General features: G+C 71.0%; 14 protein-coding genes. 5 read left to right on the top strand and 9 right to left on the bottom strand.

Annotated elements, in window-relative coordinates; genetic code table 11:
* The first annotated feature begins 8 nt into the window (after window positions 1-8).
* Window positions 9-1,421 (top strand): DNA repair protein RadA, encoded by a 1,413-nt coding sequence (gene radA / locus OP18_RS34035; RefSeq protein WP_033363209.1) that lies wholly within the window; start codon window positions 9-11, stop codon window positions 1,419-1,421.
* A 998-nt stretch (window positions 1,422-2,419) separates the two neighbouring features.
* On the opposite strand, the gene OP18_RS34040 is transcribed toward radA, so the two are convergent.
* Complete coding sequence (locus OP18_RS34040) at window positions 2,420-3,004, bottom strand: hypothetical protein (RefSeq protein WP_033363210.1); 585 nt, start codon at window positions 3,002-3,004, stop codon at window positions 2,420-2,422.
* 185 nt (window positions 3,005-3,189) lie between these two features.
* Between OP18_RS34040 and disA the strand changes: the two genes are divergently transcribed.
* The gene (disA, locus tag OP18_RS34045; RefSeq protein WP_156090005.1) at window positions 3,190-4,260 is read left to right on the top strand and encodes a DNA integrity scanning diadenylate cyclase DisA; all 1,071 of its coding nucleotides are present in this window, start codon (window positions 3,190-3,192) and stop codon (window positions 4,258-4,260) included.
* Window positions 4,261-4,285: 25 nt separating this feature from the next.
* On the opposite strand, the gene OP18_RS34050 is transcribed toward disA, so the two are convergent.
* From OP18_RS34050 to OP18_RS34060, 3 genes are read right to left on the bottom strand one after another with little or no spacing between them, the layout of a single operon-like run.
* Window positions 4,286-4,942, bottom strand: coding sequence for a hypothetical protein (locus tag OP18_RS34050; RefSeq protein ID WP_033363211.1), 657 nt, complete (start codon window positions 4,940-4,942; stop codon window positions 4,286-4,288).
* 60 nt (window positions 4,943-5,002) lie between these two features.
* On the bottom strand, window positions 5,003-5,506 hold the full coding sequence (gene def, locus OP18_RS34055) for a peptide deformylase (RefSeq protein WP_033363212.1): 504 nt from the start codon (window positions 5,504-5,506) through the stop codon (window positions 5,003-5,005).
* On the bottom strand, window positions 5,503-6,015 hold the full coding sequence (locus OP18_RS34060; RefSeq protein WP_033363213.1) for a glycine cleavage system transcriptional repressor: 513 nt from the start codon (window positions 6,013-6,015) through the stop codon (window positions 5,503-5,505). Before OP18_RS34060 ends, def begins: the two co-directional genes overlap by 4 nt.
* 113 nt (window positions 6,016-6,128) lie before the next feature.
* Between OP18_RS34060 and OP18_RS34065 the strand changes: the two genes are divergently transcribed.
* On the top strand, window positions 6,129-6,905 hold the full coding sequence (locus OP18_RS34065; protein WP_389249788.1) for an HhH-GPD family protein: 777 nt from the start codon (window positions 6,129-6,131) through the stop codon (window positions 6,903-6,905).
* Window positions 6,906-6,989: 84 nt separating this feature from the next.
* A complete protein-coding gene (locus tag OP18_RS34070; protein ID WP_245635615.1) occupies window positions 6,990-7,898 on the top strand; it encodes a polysaccharide deacetylase family protein in 909 nt (302 codons plus the stop codon).
* Here OP18_RS34070 and OP18_RS34075 read toward each other — a convergent pair.
* From OP18_RS34075 to lysS, 4 genes are all read right to left on the bottom strand, one after another.
* Window positions 7,886-8,620, bottom strand: coding sequence for a P-loop NTPase family protein (locus OP18_RS34075; RefSeq protein ID WP_156089993.1), 735 nt, complete (start codon window positions 8,618-8,620; stop codon window positions 7,886-7,888). The genes OP18_RS34070 and OP18_RS34075 overlap by 13 nt on opposite strands.
* Before the next feature lie 730 nt (window positions 8,621-9,350).
* Window positions 9,351-11,888 carry an ATP-dependent Clp protease ATP-binding subunit gene (locus OP18_RS34080; protein WP_033363217.1) on the bottom strand — a complete coding sequence of 846 codons (2,538 nt, stop codon included), beginning with the start codon at window positions 11,886-11,888 and terminating at the stop codon, window positions 9,351-9,353.
* A gap of 397 nt (window positions 11,889-12,285) precedes the next feature.
* A complete protein-coding gene (locus tag OP18_RS34085) occupies window positions 12,286-12,642 on the bottom strand; it encodes a histone-like nucleoid-structuring protein Lsr2 (protein WP_033363218.1) in 357 nt (118 codons plus the stop codon).
* A gap of 90 nt (window positions 12,643-12,732) precedes the next feature.
* Entirely contained in the window at window positions 12,733-14,187 is a 1,455-nt protein-coding gene (lysS, locus tag OP18_RS34090) for a lysine--tRNA ligase (RefSeq protein WP_156090006.1), read from the bottom strand.
* Between the two features lie 125 nt (window positions 14,188-14,312).
* Between lysS and OP18_RS34095 the strand changes: the two genes are divergently transcribed.
* Window positions 14,313-15,017: a class I SAM-dependent methyltransferase gene (locus tag OP18_RS34095; RefSeq protein WP_033363220.1), complete on the top strand. Its 705-nt coding sequence runs from the start codon at window positions 14,313-14,315 to the stop codon at window positions 15,015-15,017.
* On the opposite strand, the gene OP18_RS34100 is transcribed toward OP18_RS34095, so the two are convergent.
* On the bottom strand, window positions 15,014-15,778 hold the full coding sequence (locus tag OP18_RS34100; protein ID WP_033363221.1) for a type III pantothenate kinase: 765 nt from the start codon (window positions 15,776-15,778) through the stop codon (window positions 15,014-15,016). The genes OP18_RS34095 and OP18_RS34100 overlap by 4 nt on opposite strands.
* Window positions 15,779-15,804: the final 26 nt, after the last annotated feature.

Below are 15,804 nucleotides of genomic sequence, written 5' to 3' on the forward strand. Positions count from 1 at the left end.
TTTCGGGTGTGACGAAGTCGAGGGGCGCGACCTACCAGTGCGACGTCTGCGGGCACCGGCCGACCAAGTGGATGGGGCGGTGCCCCGAGTGCGGTGAGTGGGGCTCGGTCATCGAGGCCGCGCCCCCCGCAGCCGGCCTCGGCCCGACCGCCCTGCGCGCCGTGCCGAGCCGCGCTCCGCTGGAGCCGGCCCGCCCGATCGCCCAGATCAGCGCCGCCCCGGCCCAGGCCCGCCCGACCGGCGTGGCCGAGTTCGACAGGGTGCTCGGCGGCGGCATCGTCCCCGGCGCCGTGGTCCTGCTCGCCGGCGAGCCGGGCGTCGGCAAGTCCACCCTCCTGCTCGACGTCGCCCAGCAGTGGGCCAAGCACGGCGACACCCCGTCCCTCGTGGTCAGCGGCGAAGAGTCGGTCAGCCAGGTCCGGCTGCGCGCCGAGCGCATCGGCGCCCTGCACGAGCGGCTCTATCTGGCCGCCGAGAGTGACCTGTCCGCCGTCCTCGGCCACCTCGACGCGGTCAAGCCGGGCCTGCTCATCCTCGACTCGGTGCAGACGATCTCCGCCCCCGGCACCGACGGCGTCGCGGGCGGCGTCACCCAGGTCCGCGCCGTCACCGCCGCCCTGGTCGCCATCGCCAAGGAGCGCGGCCTCGCCACCGTCCTGGTCGGCCACGTCACCAAGGACGGCAACGTCGCCGGCCCCCGCGTACTCGAGCACCTCGTCGACGTCGTGCTCAACTTCGAGGGTGACAAGCACTCCTCGCTGCGCATGGTCCGCGGCTTGAAGAACCGCTTCGGCGCCGCCGACGAGGTGGGCTGCTTCGAGATGCACGAGGGCGGCATCACCAGCCTTCCCGACCCGAGCGGCCTGTTCCTCACCCGCTATGCCGACGCCGTCTCCGGCACCTGCGTCTCGGTCGCCATGGAGGGCCGCCGAGCCCTCGTCGTCGAGGTGCAGACCCTCATCGGCGCCCAGACCCCCGGCTCCCCCCGCCGCACCGTCAGCGGCCTCGACTCGGCCCGCCTCGCCATGATCATCGCCGTGCTGCAGCAGCGCGCCCAGATCCAGCTCCACGACCGCGAGGTCTACGCGGCGACCGTCGGCGGCCTGCGCGTCACCGAGCCCGCCGTCGACCTGGCCCTCGCCCTCGCCGCCGCCTCCGCCGCCCACGACCTGCCCATGCCCCCGGACCTCGTGGTGGTCGGCGAGGTCGGCCTGACCGGCGAGGTCCGCCGCGTCGGCGCCGTGCCCCGCCGGCTCGCCGAGGCGGCCCGGCTGGGGTTCCGGTTCGCGCTGGTGCCACCGGGCTGCGGCCCGGCGGCCACGGGGGTCACCCCGCCGGGGATGCGGGTGCTGGAGGTGGGTGACGTGCGCACCGCCCTGCATTACGCGGTGAAGGCGTCCGCCGAGGTCGACCCCCGCTGACGCGCGTTTCCGTCTCCGCGGCGACGGGCGCGTAATGCCGCCAGACCGCGCCGCGTCACGCGGTGGAGGCGTCGGCCGACGTCGGCCGCGCTGACGCTGGGCGCCCGACCCGCCCACACCACACCCACGCCGCGTCACGCAGTGAAGACGTCCGTCCACATCAGCCACGCCGACACCGGACGCCCGACCCACCCACACCACACCCCGACCTGCCCGCACCACGCCCGCGCCGCGTCACGCGGTCGAGGCGACGTCGGCCCCGCTGACGCTGGGCGCCCGACCCCCCACACCACACCCACGCCGCGTCACGCAGTGAAGACGTCCGTCCACATCAGCCACGCCGACACCGGACGCCCGACCCACCCACACCACACCTGCACCGCATCATGCAGTCGAGGCGTCCGTCCAGGTCAGCCGCGTGACGCCGGACGCCCGACCCACCCGCACCACGACCTCCTCACCCACCCGCACATGGCGCGCCCGATCCCCTGCGCACCCCGCCCTCACCCGCCGCGCCACGCCCATCGTGCGCCCCGGCACACGGCCCACAGCGCACCCGCCGGATTCCTGCCGGACCCTCAGCCGTCCACGCGCCGCCAGACCGCGCCGCGTTGTGCGGTTGGGGGGATCAGCTGAGGTCGGCCCACGCTGGCGCTGGGCACCGAACCATCCGCAGGACGGCCCCACCTCTCCGAAGCCGCACCCGCCCTCATGCGGCACCGGACCCGCTACACCCACGCCGTAACGGTCCGCACCGCACCACCTCCGACGTCACGCCGTCCCATGCCCCGGGGCGCATGCCGCCGCACCGCGCCCGAGCTCACGGCGGCGCTGCGCAGCAGGCGAGACCAGGGGCGGCGGACGACCGGTGCCCTTGGTTCGCGCCGCTTCCGGCTGGCCACCTCGTAACCCGGTGGATCGCGGTGTCCGGCTGTGGGAAGGCACCGCCGGCGTGGAGGCGAGCGGCTCGAAGCAGGCGCGGCGCTGCCGCCGGTGGTTCAGTGCGGGCTGAGGTGGTTGGCGATCAACACCTGGTCAGGGGCGAACGCGGCGAGGGCGGCGAGTTGGCCGTCCGGGCCGCCGGTGAAGTCGCGGAGGCGGACGGCGACGTCGAAGCCGCTGGCGCGCTTCGAGGGGGTCTTGGACAGTTCGCGGATCACGTTCTGGTCCGGCCAAGCCGGGTTGGTGCCGGTGCGGTCCAGGCCGGCCCTGAGCCGGACCAGCAGGTACCGCTCGCCGCCGACCTCCATCAGGGTCACCTGGGCGACCCTGGACCAGGGCAGGACCAGGGTCCGGACCCAGCCGGGGCGCACGGTGAGGGCGAAGTGGTTGGCGCCGACCCGGGGGCGGCGCACGACGGCGAGGACGAACGGGGTGGCGCCGACCGCGGCCAGCGCGACCGTCCACATCGGAAGGTCGGCGAGCAGGTTGTCGGCGCCGGAGGGCAGGACCTCGGGTTCGTCGGCGAAGAGGCCGCGGACGAGGCCGCAGGCGAGGGCGGCGGAGAGCACGTACCAGGCCAGGGTGACCAGGGATCGGGAGGGGAAGCTGCGCCGCCACTCGATCCGCTCCGGACCGGCCACCGGTGGGACCTCACAGACATCAATTGTGATCCATCGACTGATGGCGTCCGCCCACTCTACGGGCTGGGTCGATACCGCACCAGCACCGGATGTCCGACCATCCGTAGACTGTGCGGGTGCCGATAGACCGCGAGCCCAGCAGAGGCGGTTCCCACACCGGCCTCAACGGGGGTTGGGCCGCCGCACTGCCCGGTGCCGACCCGCTGCGAGCGACGCTCGCCCTGATGGCGCCGGGGACGGTGCTGCGCGACGGGCTGGAGCGCATCCTGAGGGGGCGCACGGGCGCCCTGATCGTGCTCGGGTACGACAAGGTGGTCGAGCAGATGTGCACCGGCGGTTTCCCGCTGGACGTCGAGTTCTCCGCGACGCGGCTGCGGGAGCTGTGCAAGATGGACGGCGCTGTCGTCCTGTCGAGTGACGGCACGAGAATCGTCCGGGCGGCCGTGCACCTGATGCCCGACCCGACGATCCCGTCGGAGGAGTCGGGGACCCGGCACCGCACGGCGGAGCGGGTCGCGAAGCAGGCCGGGTTCCCGGTGATCTCGGTGAGCCAGTCGATGCGGATCATCGGCCTGTATGTGAACGGTCAGCGGCACGTCCTGGACGACTCGGCCGCGATCCTGTCCAAGGCGAACCAGGCGTTGGCGACGCTGGAGCGGTACAAGCTGCGGCTCGACGAGGTGAGCGGGACCTTGTCGGCGCTGGAGATCGAGGATCTGGTCACGGTCCGCGACGCGGTGGCGGTGGTGCAGCGGCTGGAGATGGTGCGGCGCATCGCCGACGAGATCGCCGGTTACGTCGTGGAGCTGGGCACTGACGGGCGGCTGCTCGCGCTGCAGTTGGAGGAGCTGATGGCGGGGGTGGAGGCGGACCGGACGCTGGTGATCCGCGACTACCTGCCGTCGGGGCGGCGCAGCCGATCGTCCGACGACGCGCTCGACGAGCTAGACGCGTTGACCGCGACGGAGCTCATCGACCTGGTCGCGGTCGCCAAGTCACTCGGCTATCCCGGGGCGAGCGACGCGCTGGACGCCGCGGTGTCGCCGCGCGGGTTCCGGCTGCTGGCGAAGGTGCCGCGGCTGCCCGCGCTGGTCGTGGACCGGCTGGTCGAGCACTTCGGCAGCCTGCAGCGGCTGCTCGGGGCGACCGTGGAGGACCTGCAGGCCGTGGACGGCGTCGGCGACGCGCGGGCGCGCGGCGTGCGCGAGGGCCTGAGCCGCCTGGCCGAGGCGTCGATCCTCGAACGCTACGTCTGACCGGGCGCCCCGGAACAGGGCCCGCTCAGGTCAGCTGGACCTGGACCGGCGCGCTCAGTTTCGTGTCGAGGCGGCCGACCAGCTCGTACTTGCCCGCCGGCGGCACCTCGCGGTTGACGCACCCGTTGTTGGTGGTCTTGCCGTTCCACGTGGTGGAGAACGACACCTCGATGCCCGGCTTCAGCGTCGTGGGCTGGCTGCCCTTCGGCGCGTCGCACTGGTCTGACGACCACATCTTGAGGGCGCCGACCTGCAGGTACAGCTCCTGGTAGTCGGCGCCGAGGTCGCGGGTGCAGTCGTGGGCCGAGGTGTTCTTGATCTTCAGGAAGAACTTGAGGTACGCCCCGCGGAACTGCACCTGCTGCTCGGGCGACGCGACCAGCGACAGGTCACCGTCGGCGCAGACCGGGACCGTGGAGGCGGCGGCCGGGGCGCTGCTGGACGGCGGCGCGCTGGTGACCGGGTCGCCGGTCGTCGGCGTCTGGATCGTCGGTGTCGGATCGGCCGTGGCCACCGCGGCGGAGGTGGCCGTCGGGGACTGTGCCGAGGCGGGGGTGCGCTTCGGATCCGGTCCGGAACACTGGGCCCACAGCATGAGCACCACGATGAGCAGCGCCCCGCCGACGATGGCGCGACGCCGCCAGTACACGCCAGCGGGAAGCGGGCCAACCGTCAGCTTCATGATGCACTCACCGTATCGAGGGAACGGGTAGCGAACGGGGCGGCGCGCCGTGTAGACCGCTCAGAGATAGACCTTGCGGGCGTATACGGCATGCGCGCCGGCAACACGATCGAGGAACAGTAACCCAGCGCAATGGTCGATCTCGTGCTGCAGGGCCCGCGCCTCGAACGCGTCGGTAGTGATCTCGATCTCTTCGCCGGTGCCGGGCAGCTGGCCGGCGACGACGAGGCGGTTGGCGCGCTTCACGTCGCCGGTGAGGTCGGGCACCGACATGCAGCCCTCGCGGCCCTTCTGCCATTGCGACGCCTCGACGACCCGCGCGTTGCACAACACGAGCGTGCCGTGCACGGTGCGGGCCTTCGGGTGGCCGGTCACGTCGACGGCGAAGACCTGCGCCCCGACGCCGACCTGCGGCGCGGCCAGCCCGACGCAGCCGGGCGAGACCCGCATCGTGTCCACGAGGTCCGTGGCGAGCTGGACGATCTCCTCGTCGAGCGGGTCCACGGCCTTGCCGGCCGTGCCCAGCACCGTGGCGGGCGCCCGGACCACCTGCAGGACGGTCACATCAGGTCCGCTTCGCCGGCGCGCAGCGTCGCCTCGACCCCGAGCTCGGCGGCGGTCCGGTCGATGGCGGCGGCGAGGTCGGCCATGTCTCCGGGCGCGTCGACCTCCGCCACCACGACGTAGAGGTTGCCGGCCAGCCTGGTCGTCAGATCGGTGATGTTGCCGCCGGCGGCGGCCACGGTACGGCTCAACGCCGCGACGATGCCGAGCCGGTCCGCACCGTGCACGGTCAGCACGTAGTGCTCGCCGGAGGGGGCGTCGACGAGGTCCTCACCGACCTCGCGGACGGTGACCAGCAGCGTCCGGCCGGCGGTCAGCGGCGCGAGCGCCGACTCGATCTCGGCGGCGGCCACGGCGCCGGCGCAGACCAGCGTCATCGCGAAGTGCCCGCGCAGGCGGGTCATCGTGGAGTCGGTGAGGTTCAGGCCAAGCCCGGCGAGGACTTCCGCGACGTCGGCGATGATGCCGGGGCGGTCGTGGCCGATCACGGTGACGGCGTACTCGTTCACCTGGCTTATCCTTCCTTATCGCCTCTTACGCCCTCGCACAGACCGTCACCCGTTGGTTCGACGCCAACGCCCGTGACCTCCCCTGGCGGCAGCCCGACGCGACCGCGTGGGGTGTGCTGGTCAGTGAGGTCATGCTGCAGCAGACCCAGGTGTCCAGGGTGGACCCGGCCTGGCGCCGCTGGATGGAGCGCTGGCCCACGCCCGCGCACCTGGCCGCCGACCCGCCCGGCGAGGCCATCCGCGCCTGGGACCGGCTCGGCTACCCACGGCGCGCGCTGCGCCTGCACGCGTGCGCGACCGCGATCGTGGAGCGCCACGGCGGCGTGGTGCCCGATGACGTCGACGCGCTGCTCGCACTGCCCGGCATCGGCATGTACACGGCGCGCGCGGTCGCGGCGTTCGCGTTCCGCCAGCGCCATCCGGTCGTGGACACCAACGTCCGGCGCGTCGTGGCCAGGATCGTCGACGGCGCCGCCGACGGCGGCCCGGCCACCACCCCCGCCGACCTGCGCGCGGTCGAGGTGCTGCTGCCGGAGGACCCCGAGGAGGCGGCCCGCGCCTCGGTCGCGTTCATGGAGCTCGGCGCGGTGATCTGCACCGCCCGCGCGCCGCGCTGCGAGGAGTGCCCCGTGCGGTCGATCTGCGCCTGGCGCCGGTCCGGCGCGCCGGCGCCGACCGGGCCGAGCCGCCGCACCCAGCGGTACCACGGCACCGACCGCCACGTGCGCGGACTGCTGCTCGCGGTGCTGCGGGCCAGCGACGACCCGGTGCCCGCGGCCCGGCTCGACCTGGTCTGGGACGACGAGGTCCAGCGCGGCCGGGCGCTGCGTGGCCTGCTCGAGGACGGGCTGGTCCGGGAGCGCGCGGGGACCTACACGCTGCCAGGGTGAGCCCCAGGGTTGCAGCCGGATCATCTAGTTTTTCCCACACTTTCCGGGCCTCCTCTCACGCATGTCGCTCGGTAGGCTCGCGACGTGCTCATCCCTCACGTCAGGGCACGCCGGGCCGTCGTCGCGCTGGTCGCCGTCGCGGCGCTCGCGGGCTGCGGTGCCTCTCCATCCGGCGGTCCTCATCGGACGGACGTCGCCGCGTCGCGGGTGCCGTCGCCCGAAGCGCTGTCCGCGTCACCGGACGACAGCACGTCGCCGTCCGGCTCGCCGTCGTCCGCCTCGTCACCGGCCTCCGCGAAGCCGTCCACCTCGAAGACGCAGTCGACCGCCGCGGCACCGCCGGCCGGCGCCAACTACGCCGCCCGCCTGCCGAAGTTCGACCAGCCGCCGAAGGCGGACAAGGTCCACCTGCCCGAGGGCGCGTCGGCGGCGTACTTCTCCCGTATCCCGACCGACCAGCCGGTCGCGTTCATCACCATCGACGACGGCCAGATCAAGCGCCCCGAGGCGTACGAGCTGATCAAGCAGGCCGGCGTCCCGGTCACGCTGTTCCTGATGATCGACGCGATCAGGAACGACCCGGCGTACTTCAAGCGCCTCCAGGACGCGGGCGCCGTCATCGAGGCGCACACGGTCACCCACCAGAACCTCAAGGGCAAGTCCTACGCGGTGCAGCGCCGGGAGCTGTGCGACTCCGCGGACAAGCTCGGCCAGTGGTACGGCCGCCGCCCGGTGCTCTTCCGCCCGCCGTACGGCGAGAAGGACGACACGACGCTGAAGGCCGCCCACGACTGCGGCCTGCACGCCGGCTTCTTCTGGAAAGAGACCGTCGACAAGGGCATCGTCCGCTACCAGTCCGGCAACACGGTCCAGCGCGGCGACATCATCCTGATGCACTTCCGCGACCGGTTCGTCGACGACTACATCGCCGCTCTCCAGGCCATCAAGGCCGCGGGTCTCACCCCGGCCCTGCTGGAGGACTACATCCCCTGAAACGCCTCCAGCAGCGCCCGCCGTTCGCGATCTGTCAGCGGCAGGCGCTGCTGGATTGTTTCCCGCAGCGGCTCCGGTACGGCGTAGCTCCCGTCACCGCCGATCACCGGCACCACGAGCGGCGGCAACGCACCGAGCTCCTCGGCCAGCCCCAGCGCTCCCGCGGTCGCGGCGTCGACCGCCGGCAGGTATGCCAGCCGCCGCACGAACTCCCGCTCCTCGTGGTGCAGTACTTGCAGCAGCGCCCCGACCAGGTGCTCCCGCAGCGGCCCGTCCACCCTCGCCAGCTGCCGCAGACTGGCCCCGCGCTCGGCCGCCGGCAGTCGCGCCAGCCACGCCGCCGCCAGCCCGACCAGCGCCGGCCACCCCCCGGTCAGCAGGTGCAGATCGGGCGCCAGCCCATCGGCGCCCGCAGCGTCCGCCAGCGCCGCCGCCAGCACCTGGTACGTCTCGTCCTCGGCGAACCCGAGATGCCCCGCCCCGAGCCGGTCCACGGCCGCGACGGGTATCGGCTCCCGCCCACTGAGCACCAGCGGCACCACCCCGACCAGCCTCCGCCACTGCGCCCCATCGGGGTCGACCCGCTCAACCCCGTCGATCACCACCGGCCGTCCGTCGACCGGCAGCTCCTCGTCCTTGTACGGCAACCCGAGGAACACCGCCGCACCGGTCTGGACCCACTGCTGCAGCAGCGTGCTCTTCCCCGCCCCACTCCCGGCCACGATGGTCACCACCGGCCGCCCACTCCCGGCTCCACCGACAACCCCCGGGCGCGCGCCAAGGACGCCATGTCCCGCGGGGCCGTCCGGACTCGCGACGGCTGGACCCGCGGAGACCTCCCGACTGCCGTCCGAGCCGGCAGCGTTCAAGCCGACGGCGCTGGCGCTACCACGGCCAGGGCCAGCGACGCCAGGGCCAGAGACGCCAGGGCCGGCGACACCAGAGCCGGCAGGGCCGGCAGCGCCCGGACCGGCAGATCCAGCACCGCCGGCAGGACCAGGATGACCGGCGAACGCCCGATCCAGTCGAGCCAGCAGCCCAGGCCGGACGACAGGCCGCGGCGAGGCCGGCCGCCCGAAGCGAGCCGCCCCGAAATCCCGCCACCACCCAGTCACGCCACGCAACGTATCCCGGCAGTCCTCGTCTTAATCCTCAACTCCACGCACGGGTGCCCCACCGAATGACGCCCTCGACGGCGCCCGCACGTGTGAGGACGGTGCCCGGGGACCATCGCTCGCGACCACGCCACCCTGTCGCGCGGCCGGCAGGCCGCGCGGAACCACGTAAGCCGCAGCACTCGCCAGCGAAATACACATGTCCCATCGGGCCCACACGCGAACAGCAACCAGCGGCCCCGCAGAGCAGAGCCCAGCGCAGCGCCAGGAGGCCAGAAAACGCCGAAGGCCCCCGACCGGTAACGAGAACCGGTCGGGGGCCTCCAGGCGATACGAACTACGCCGCAGACTCCTCGGCGGAGCCGCCCTTGGTCAGCTCGGCGGGGACGGCGTCCGGGACCGCGCCCGGACGGTCGGCGCCGTTGAAGACCAGCTTGGCCTTCTCGAACTGGGCCGGGTCGCCTTCGCAGTCGATGACGACGATCTGGCCCGGGCGGAGCTCGTTGAACAGGATGCGCTCGGAGAGCGAGTCCTCGATCTCCCGCTGGATCGTGCGGCGCAGCGGCCGCGCGCCCAGCACCGGGTCATAGCCCTTGTTCGCCAGGAACTTCTTGGCGTTGTCGGTCAGCTCGAGACCCATGTCCTTGTTGCGCAGCTGGGACTCGATACGGGCGATCATCAGGTCGACGATGCCCAGGATCTGCTCCTGCATGAGCTGGTGGAAGACGATCGTGTCGTCGATGCGGTTGAGGAACTCCGGGCGGAAGTGCTGCTTCAGCTCGTCGTTGACCTTCTGCTTCATCCGCTCGTAGTTGGACTCGTTGTCCTCCGACGCCTGGAAGCCCAGGGACACGGCCTTGGCCACGTCGCGGGTGCCCAGGTTGGTGGTCAGGATGATCACCGTGTTCTTGAAGTCCACGATGCGGCCCTGACCGTCGGTGAGACGGCCGTCCTCCAGGATCTGCAGGAGCGTGTTGAAGACGTCCGGGTGGGCCTTCTCGATCTCGTCGAAGAGGACCACCGAGAACGGGCGCCGGCGGACCTTCTCGGTCAGCTGGCCGCCCTCGTCATAGCCCACGTACCCGGGGGGCGCGCCGACGAGACGGGAGACCGTGTACCGGTCGTGGAACTCCGACATGTCGAGCTGGATCAGCGCGTCCTCGGAGCCGAAGAGGAACTCGGCGAGCGCCTTGGACAGCTCCGTCTTCCCGACGCCGGACGGGCCGGCGAAGATGAACGAGCCGGAGGGGCGCTTCGGGTCCTTCAGGCCGGCCCGGGTGCGCCGGATGGCCTTCGAGACCGCCTTGACCGCGTCGTCCTGGCCGACGAGGCGCTTGTGCAGCTCGTCCTCCATGCGCAGGAGCCGTGCGGTCTCCTCCTCGGTCAGCTTGTAGACCGGGATGCCGGTCCAGTTCGCCAGGACCTCGGCGATCTGCTCGTCGTCGACCTCGGACACGACGTCCAGGTCGCCGGCCTTCCACTCCTTCTCCCGCTGCGCCTTCTGGCCGAGGAGCTGCTTCTCCTTGTCGCGCAGCTGCGCGGCCCGCTCGAAGTCCTGCGCGTCGATCGCGGACTCCTTGTCGCGGCGCACCTGGGCGATGCGCTCGTCGAAGTCGCGCAGGTCTGGCGGCGCGGTCATCCGGCGGATGCGCATCCGCGCGCCGGCCTCGTCGATCAGGTCGATCGCCTTGTCCGGCAGGAAGCGGTCGGAGATGTAGCGGTCGGCGAGGGTCGCCGCGGCCACCAGGGCGGCGTCGGTGATCGTCACCCGGTGGTGCGCCTCGTAGCGGTCGCGCAGGCCCTTGAGGATCTCGATGGTGTGCGCCAGCGACGGCTCACCCACCTGGATCGGCTGGAAGCGCCGCTCGAGCGCGGCGTCCTTCTCGAGGTGCTTGCGGTATTCGTCGAGGGTGGTCGCACCGATGGTCTGCAGCTCGCCACGGGCCAGCATCGGCTTGAGGATCGACGCGGCGTCGATCGCGCCCTCGGCGGCACCGGCACCGACGAGCGTGTGGATCTCGTCGATGAACAGGATGATGTCGCCGCGGGTGCGGATCTCCTTGAGGACCTTCTTCAGGCGCTCCTCGAAGTCACCGCGGTAGCGGGAGCCGGCGACGAGCGCACCGAGGTCGAGCGTGTAGAGCTGCTTGTCCTTGAGGGTCTCGGGCACCTCGCCCTTGATGATCCGCTGGGACAGGCCCTCGACCACGGCGGTCTTGCCGACGCCGGGCTCGCCGATGAGCACCGGGTTGTTCTTGGTGCGGCGGGACAGCACCTGCATGACCCGCTCGATTTCCTTCTCGCGCCCGATGACCGGGTCGAGCTTGCCCTCGCGGGCGGCCTGGGTGAGGTTTCGACCGAACTGGTCGAGCACCAGGCTGGTCGACGGAGCGGCCTCGCCGGGGGCACCGGTGCCGGCGGCGGCCGGCTCCTTGCCCTGGTAGCCGGAGAGCAGCTGGATGACCTGCTGGCGGACCCGGTTGAGGTCGGCGCCGAGCTTCACGAGGACCTGGGCGGCGACGCCCTCACCCTCGCGGATCAGACCCAGCAGGATGTGCTCCGTGCCGATGTAGTTGTGCCCGAGCTGCAGCGCCTCGCGCAGGGACAGCTCCAGCACCTTCTTGGCGCGTGGCGTGAACGGGATGTGCCCGCTCGGCGCCTGCTGCCCCTGGCCGATGATCTCCTCGACCTGCTGGCGGACACCCTCCAGCGAGATGCCGAGGCTCTCAAGCGCCTTGGCCGCCACGCCCTCACCCTCGTGGATGAGGCCGAGCAGGATGTGCTCGGTGCCGATGTAGTTGTGGTTGAGCATCCGGGCTTCTTCCTGCGCCAGGACGACAACCCGTCGTGCTCGGTCGGTGAACCGCTCGAACATCCCTGCTCCTTCACGTGCCGTGTCCGTCGCCGCCGCCCCTGCCGCGGAACCCCCCTCGGGGAGTCGCCACGCCGAAGCTCTGTCGGACGCCAACGTGACCGTGCCATCACTCTATCGCCGTAGGCCGACACATTGCGGGTGTGCGCCATTGCCGCACCCCACCATCGGACCATGTCGCATGCGTCGTGTGGTAGTTGCTTACCCGCCGGGAACGCTCGTACCCGGTGCTTTTGCCCAACGCGAGCATCCGCCGCCTTGTTCCGGCGGTCCCGGCCGTACGCCAAGAGCGAAATCGACGCCGGATGCAAGTCACCCACCGTAGCGGCGAGGCTACGGTGGGTGAAAGCTACTGAAAAACCCCAAAACGACCGCTAAGCACGAAAACGGTCAGCGATCGCTAACGGCCCGCTTCGGCGTTGTAGCGGTCCACGATTTCCTGCTTGATGCGGCCCCGGTCGGAGACCTTGATGCCCTTGTTCTGAGCCCATTCCCGAATCGCCTTGTTCTGCTCCCGGTCGGCGGCGGCTCCACCGCGACCACGGGCACTGGCGGCACGTCCTCCGACCACGACGCCACCCCGACCGACCTTCGTGGCCGCCCCGAGGAACGGCCCGAACGCGTCACGCAGCTTCGTCGCGTTCTTCTTCGACAGGTCGATCTCATACTGAACGCCGTCGAGCGCGAACTTCACGGTCTCGTCGGCGTCCCCGCCGTCGATGTCGTCGACCAGCACGTGGATGGTCCGCTTGGCCACTGTCGTATTCCCTTCGAGGAAGTCCGCCCCGCGTTGTGCGAATGCAAAGATAACGCAATCAGGGACTACCTCGTCAACGGTACGCCGAAACTACTCCGGCCGCACCAGCGGAAAGAGGATCGTTTCCCGAATGCCGAGCCCGGTGAGAGCCATGAGAAGGCGATCGATTCCCATCCCCATGCCGCCCATCGGTGGCATTCCGTACTCCATCGCGCGCAGATAGTCTTCGTCCAGTTGCATCGCGTCCGGATCGCCCTTCGCGGCCAGTAGCGACTGCGCGACCAAACGTTCGCGTTGCACAACCGGGTCGACGAGTTCGGAGTACGCGGTGCCGAGCTCGAAGCCCTGCACGTACAGATCCCACTTCTCCGTCAGGCCCGGGGTCACGCGGTGCGCCCTGGTCAACGGCGAGGTCTCCTCCGGGTAGTCGAAGACGAACGTCGGCGCGACCAGCCCCGGCACGACCAGCGCCTCGAAGAGCTCCTCGGCGAGCTTTCCGGGGCCCCACTTCGGGTCGACGGAGACGTCTTGCTTCGCGGCCAGCTCCACCAGGCGGGCGTGCGGCGTTTCGACCGTCACGTCCTCGCTCAACGCCTCGGAAAGCACCCCGTAAAGCGTCACGCGGCGCCAGTCGCCGCCCAGGTCGAACTCGGCGCCGTCGGCATAACGGACCACGTGCGATCCGGTCAGGGCAACCGCCGCGTCCTGCACCAGCCGGCGGGTAAGGTCGGCCATGTCGTTGTAGTCGGCATACGCCTGGTATGCCTCCAGCATCGCGAACTCCGGCGAGTGCGAGGAGTCGATGCCCTCATTCCGGAAGTTCCGGTTGATCTCGAAGACCCGCTCGATGCCGCCGGCGACACACCGCTTCAAAAATAGCTCGGGTGCGATACGCAGATACAAATCCGTGTCGAGCGCATTGCTATGCGTGACGAATGGCCGGGCGGCCGCACCACCATGCAGCAACTGCAACATGGGAGTTTCAACTTCAAGGTAATCAAGACCGTGCAGTGTGTCACGGAGACTGCGCACCACGGCGGCCCTCGTGCGTACGGTTTCCCGGGCCTGCGGGCGCACCACCAGGTCGACATAGCGCTGCCGGACCCGGGACTCCTCGCTCATCGGCTTGTGTGCCACCGGCAGCGGGCGCAGCGCCTTGGCGGTCATCTGCCACTCGTCGGCGAGAATGGACAGCTCGCCGCGGCGGCTGGTGATCACCTCGCCGCGCACGCCGACGTGGTCGCCGAGGTCGACCAGGCGCTTCCACTCCTCCAGGGCCTCCGCGCCCACCTTGTCCAGCGACAGCATGGCCTGCAGCTCGCTGCCGTCGCCGGCGCGCAGCGTGGCGAACGCCAGCTTGCCCGTGTTGCGGATGAAGATCACCCGACCGGCGACGGCCGCGCGCTCGCCGGTGGCGGTGTCGGTCGGCAGGTCGCCGTAGCGGGCGCGGATCTGCGCGATGGTCGCGGTCCGGTCGAAGCCGACCGGGTAGGGCTGCTTGCCCTCGTCCAGCAGCCGGGCACGCTTCTCCCGGCGGATCTTCATCTGCTCGGGGAGATCGAGTTCCTGGTCAACGGCTGGCTGGTCCTTCACGACGGCACAATCCCTCTACGAGAATTCCACGAATTACGACGAGCCTACTCAACAGCACCTTCGGTACTTTTGGCGACGTGGATTTCGCAGCACACGCATCGTCGTTCGGCGCCGCGGCGGACCTGTACGACCGCATCCGCCCCCGCTACCCGCGCGAAGCGCTCGACTGGGCCATACCCGAAAAGTCGGATATCTGCGATCTGGGGGCCGGCACCGGCATCCTGACCCGCCAGCTCACCGACCTCGGCCACCACGTGATCGCCGTCGAGCCCGACGACAAGATGCGCGCCAAGATCCCCGGAGACGCCCGCGACGGCGACGCGACCCACATCCCCCTGCCGGACGCCAGCGTCGACGTCGTCACCGCCGGCCAGGCGTACCACTGGTTCTACGGCGAGCCCGCGCACGCCGAGATCGCCCGCGTGCTGCGCCCCGGTGGCCGCTTCGTGCCCATCTGGAACATCCGCGACGAACGCGTCGCGTGGGTCGCGAAGTCGTCCACCCTGTTCGACGGCGCCCGGGAGCGCGACGCGTTCGACGAGACCGCGGTCAAGGACTTCGGCCCGCGCTTCGGCCCGGTCACGCTCAAGACCTTCGAGTGGAGCACCACCCACACGACCGAGTCGTTCCTGGAGCTGGTCAAGTCCCGCTCCTATTACCTCGTCTCCGGCCCCGAGGCCCGCGAGCTGCTGGAGCGGCAGCTGCGCGAGGTGCTCGACCAGCTCGGCGAGGAGTTCGAGCTGCCGTACGTGACCTACGCGTACACGGCGCGGAAGCGCTAACCCTTGTTGCGGTCGAAGATCAGCCGCAGCCCGATCAGGGTGAGCATCGGCTCGTGGTGCGTCACGGTGACGCACTCGCCGATCACGATCGGAGCCAGGCCACCGGTCGCGACGACCGCCTTCACGGTGCCACCCAGCTCCGCGGACACGCCCCGCACGATCCCGTCGACCTGCCCCGCGAAGCCGTAGACCACGCCGGACTGCAGGCACTCGACCGTGTTCTTGCCGATCACCCGCGGCGGCTTGACCAGCTCGACCTTGCGCAGCTGGGCGGCGCGGGCGGCGAGCGCGTCGACGGAGATCTCGATGCCGGGCGCGAGCACACCGCCCAGGAACTCCCCGCGCGCCGACACGACGTCGAAGTTGGTGGACGTGCCGAAGTCCACCACGATCGACGGGCCGCCGAACAGCGTGAAGGCGGCCAGCGTGTTGGCCACCCGGTCCGTGCCGACCTCCTTGGGGTTGTCGATCGCCAGCTGGACGCCGGTGCGCACGCCCGGCTCGACGATGACCGTCGGCACACCCGGGTAGTACCGCTGCAGCATGGTCCGCAGCGACCGCAGCGCCGCCGGGACCGTCGAGCACGCCGCGATGCCGGTCAGCGACACGGCGTCGGTGGCGAGCAGGCCCCGGTAGAGCAGGCCGAGCTCGTCCGCGGTGGCCCGCGAGTCGGTCTTGATCCGCCACGAGTGGACCAGCTTCTCGCCCTCGAACGTGGCGAGCACCGTGTTGGTGTTTCCGATGTCGATGCACAGCAGCACCCGGTGAGCCTAACGAAAGGCCCGCC

This window comes from Dactylosporangium aurantiacum (assembly GCF_000716715.1).
GTDB classification, from domain to species: domain Bacteria; phylum Actinomycetota; class Actinomycetes; order Mycobacteriales; family Micromonosporaceae; genus Dactylosporangium; species Dactylosporangium aurantiacum.

What these genes read in the sequence shown, in the direction of transcription:
- OP18_RS34050 (WP_033363211.1), bottom strand. Translation starts at nt 4,942, where the DNA reads ATGAAGCTGACGGTTGGCCCGCTTCCCGCTGGCGTGTACTGGCGGCGT.
- OP18_RS34080 (WP_033363217.1), bottom strand. Translation starts at nt 11,888, where the DNA reads ATGTTCGAGCGGTTCACCGACCGAGCACGACGGGTTGTCGTCCTGGCG.
- lysS (WP_156090006.1), bottom strand. Translation starts at nt 14,187, where the DNA reads ATGAAGATCCGCCGGGAGAAGCGTGCCCGGCTGCTGGACGAGGGCAAG.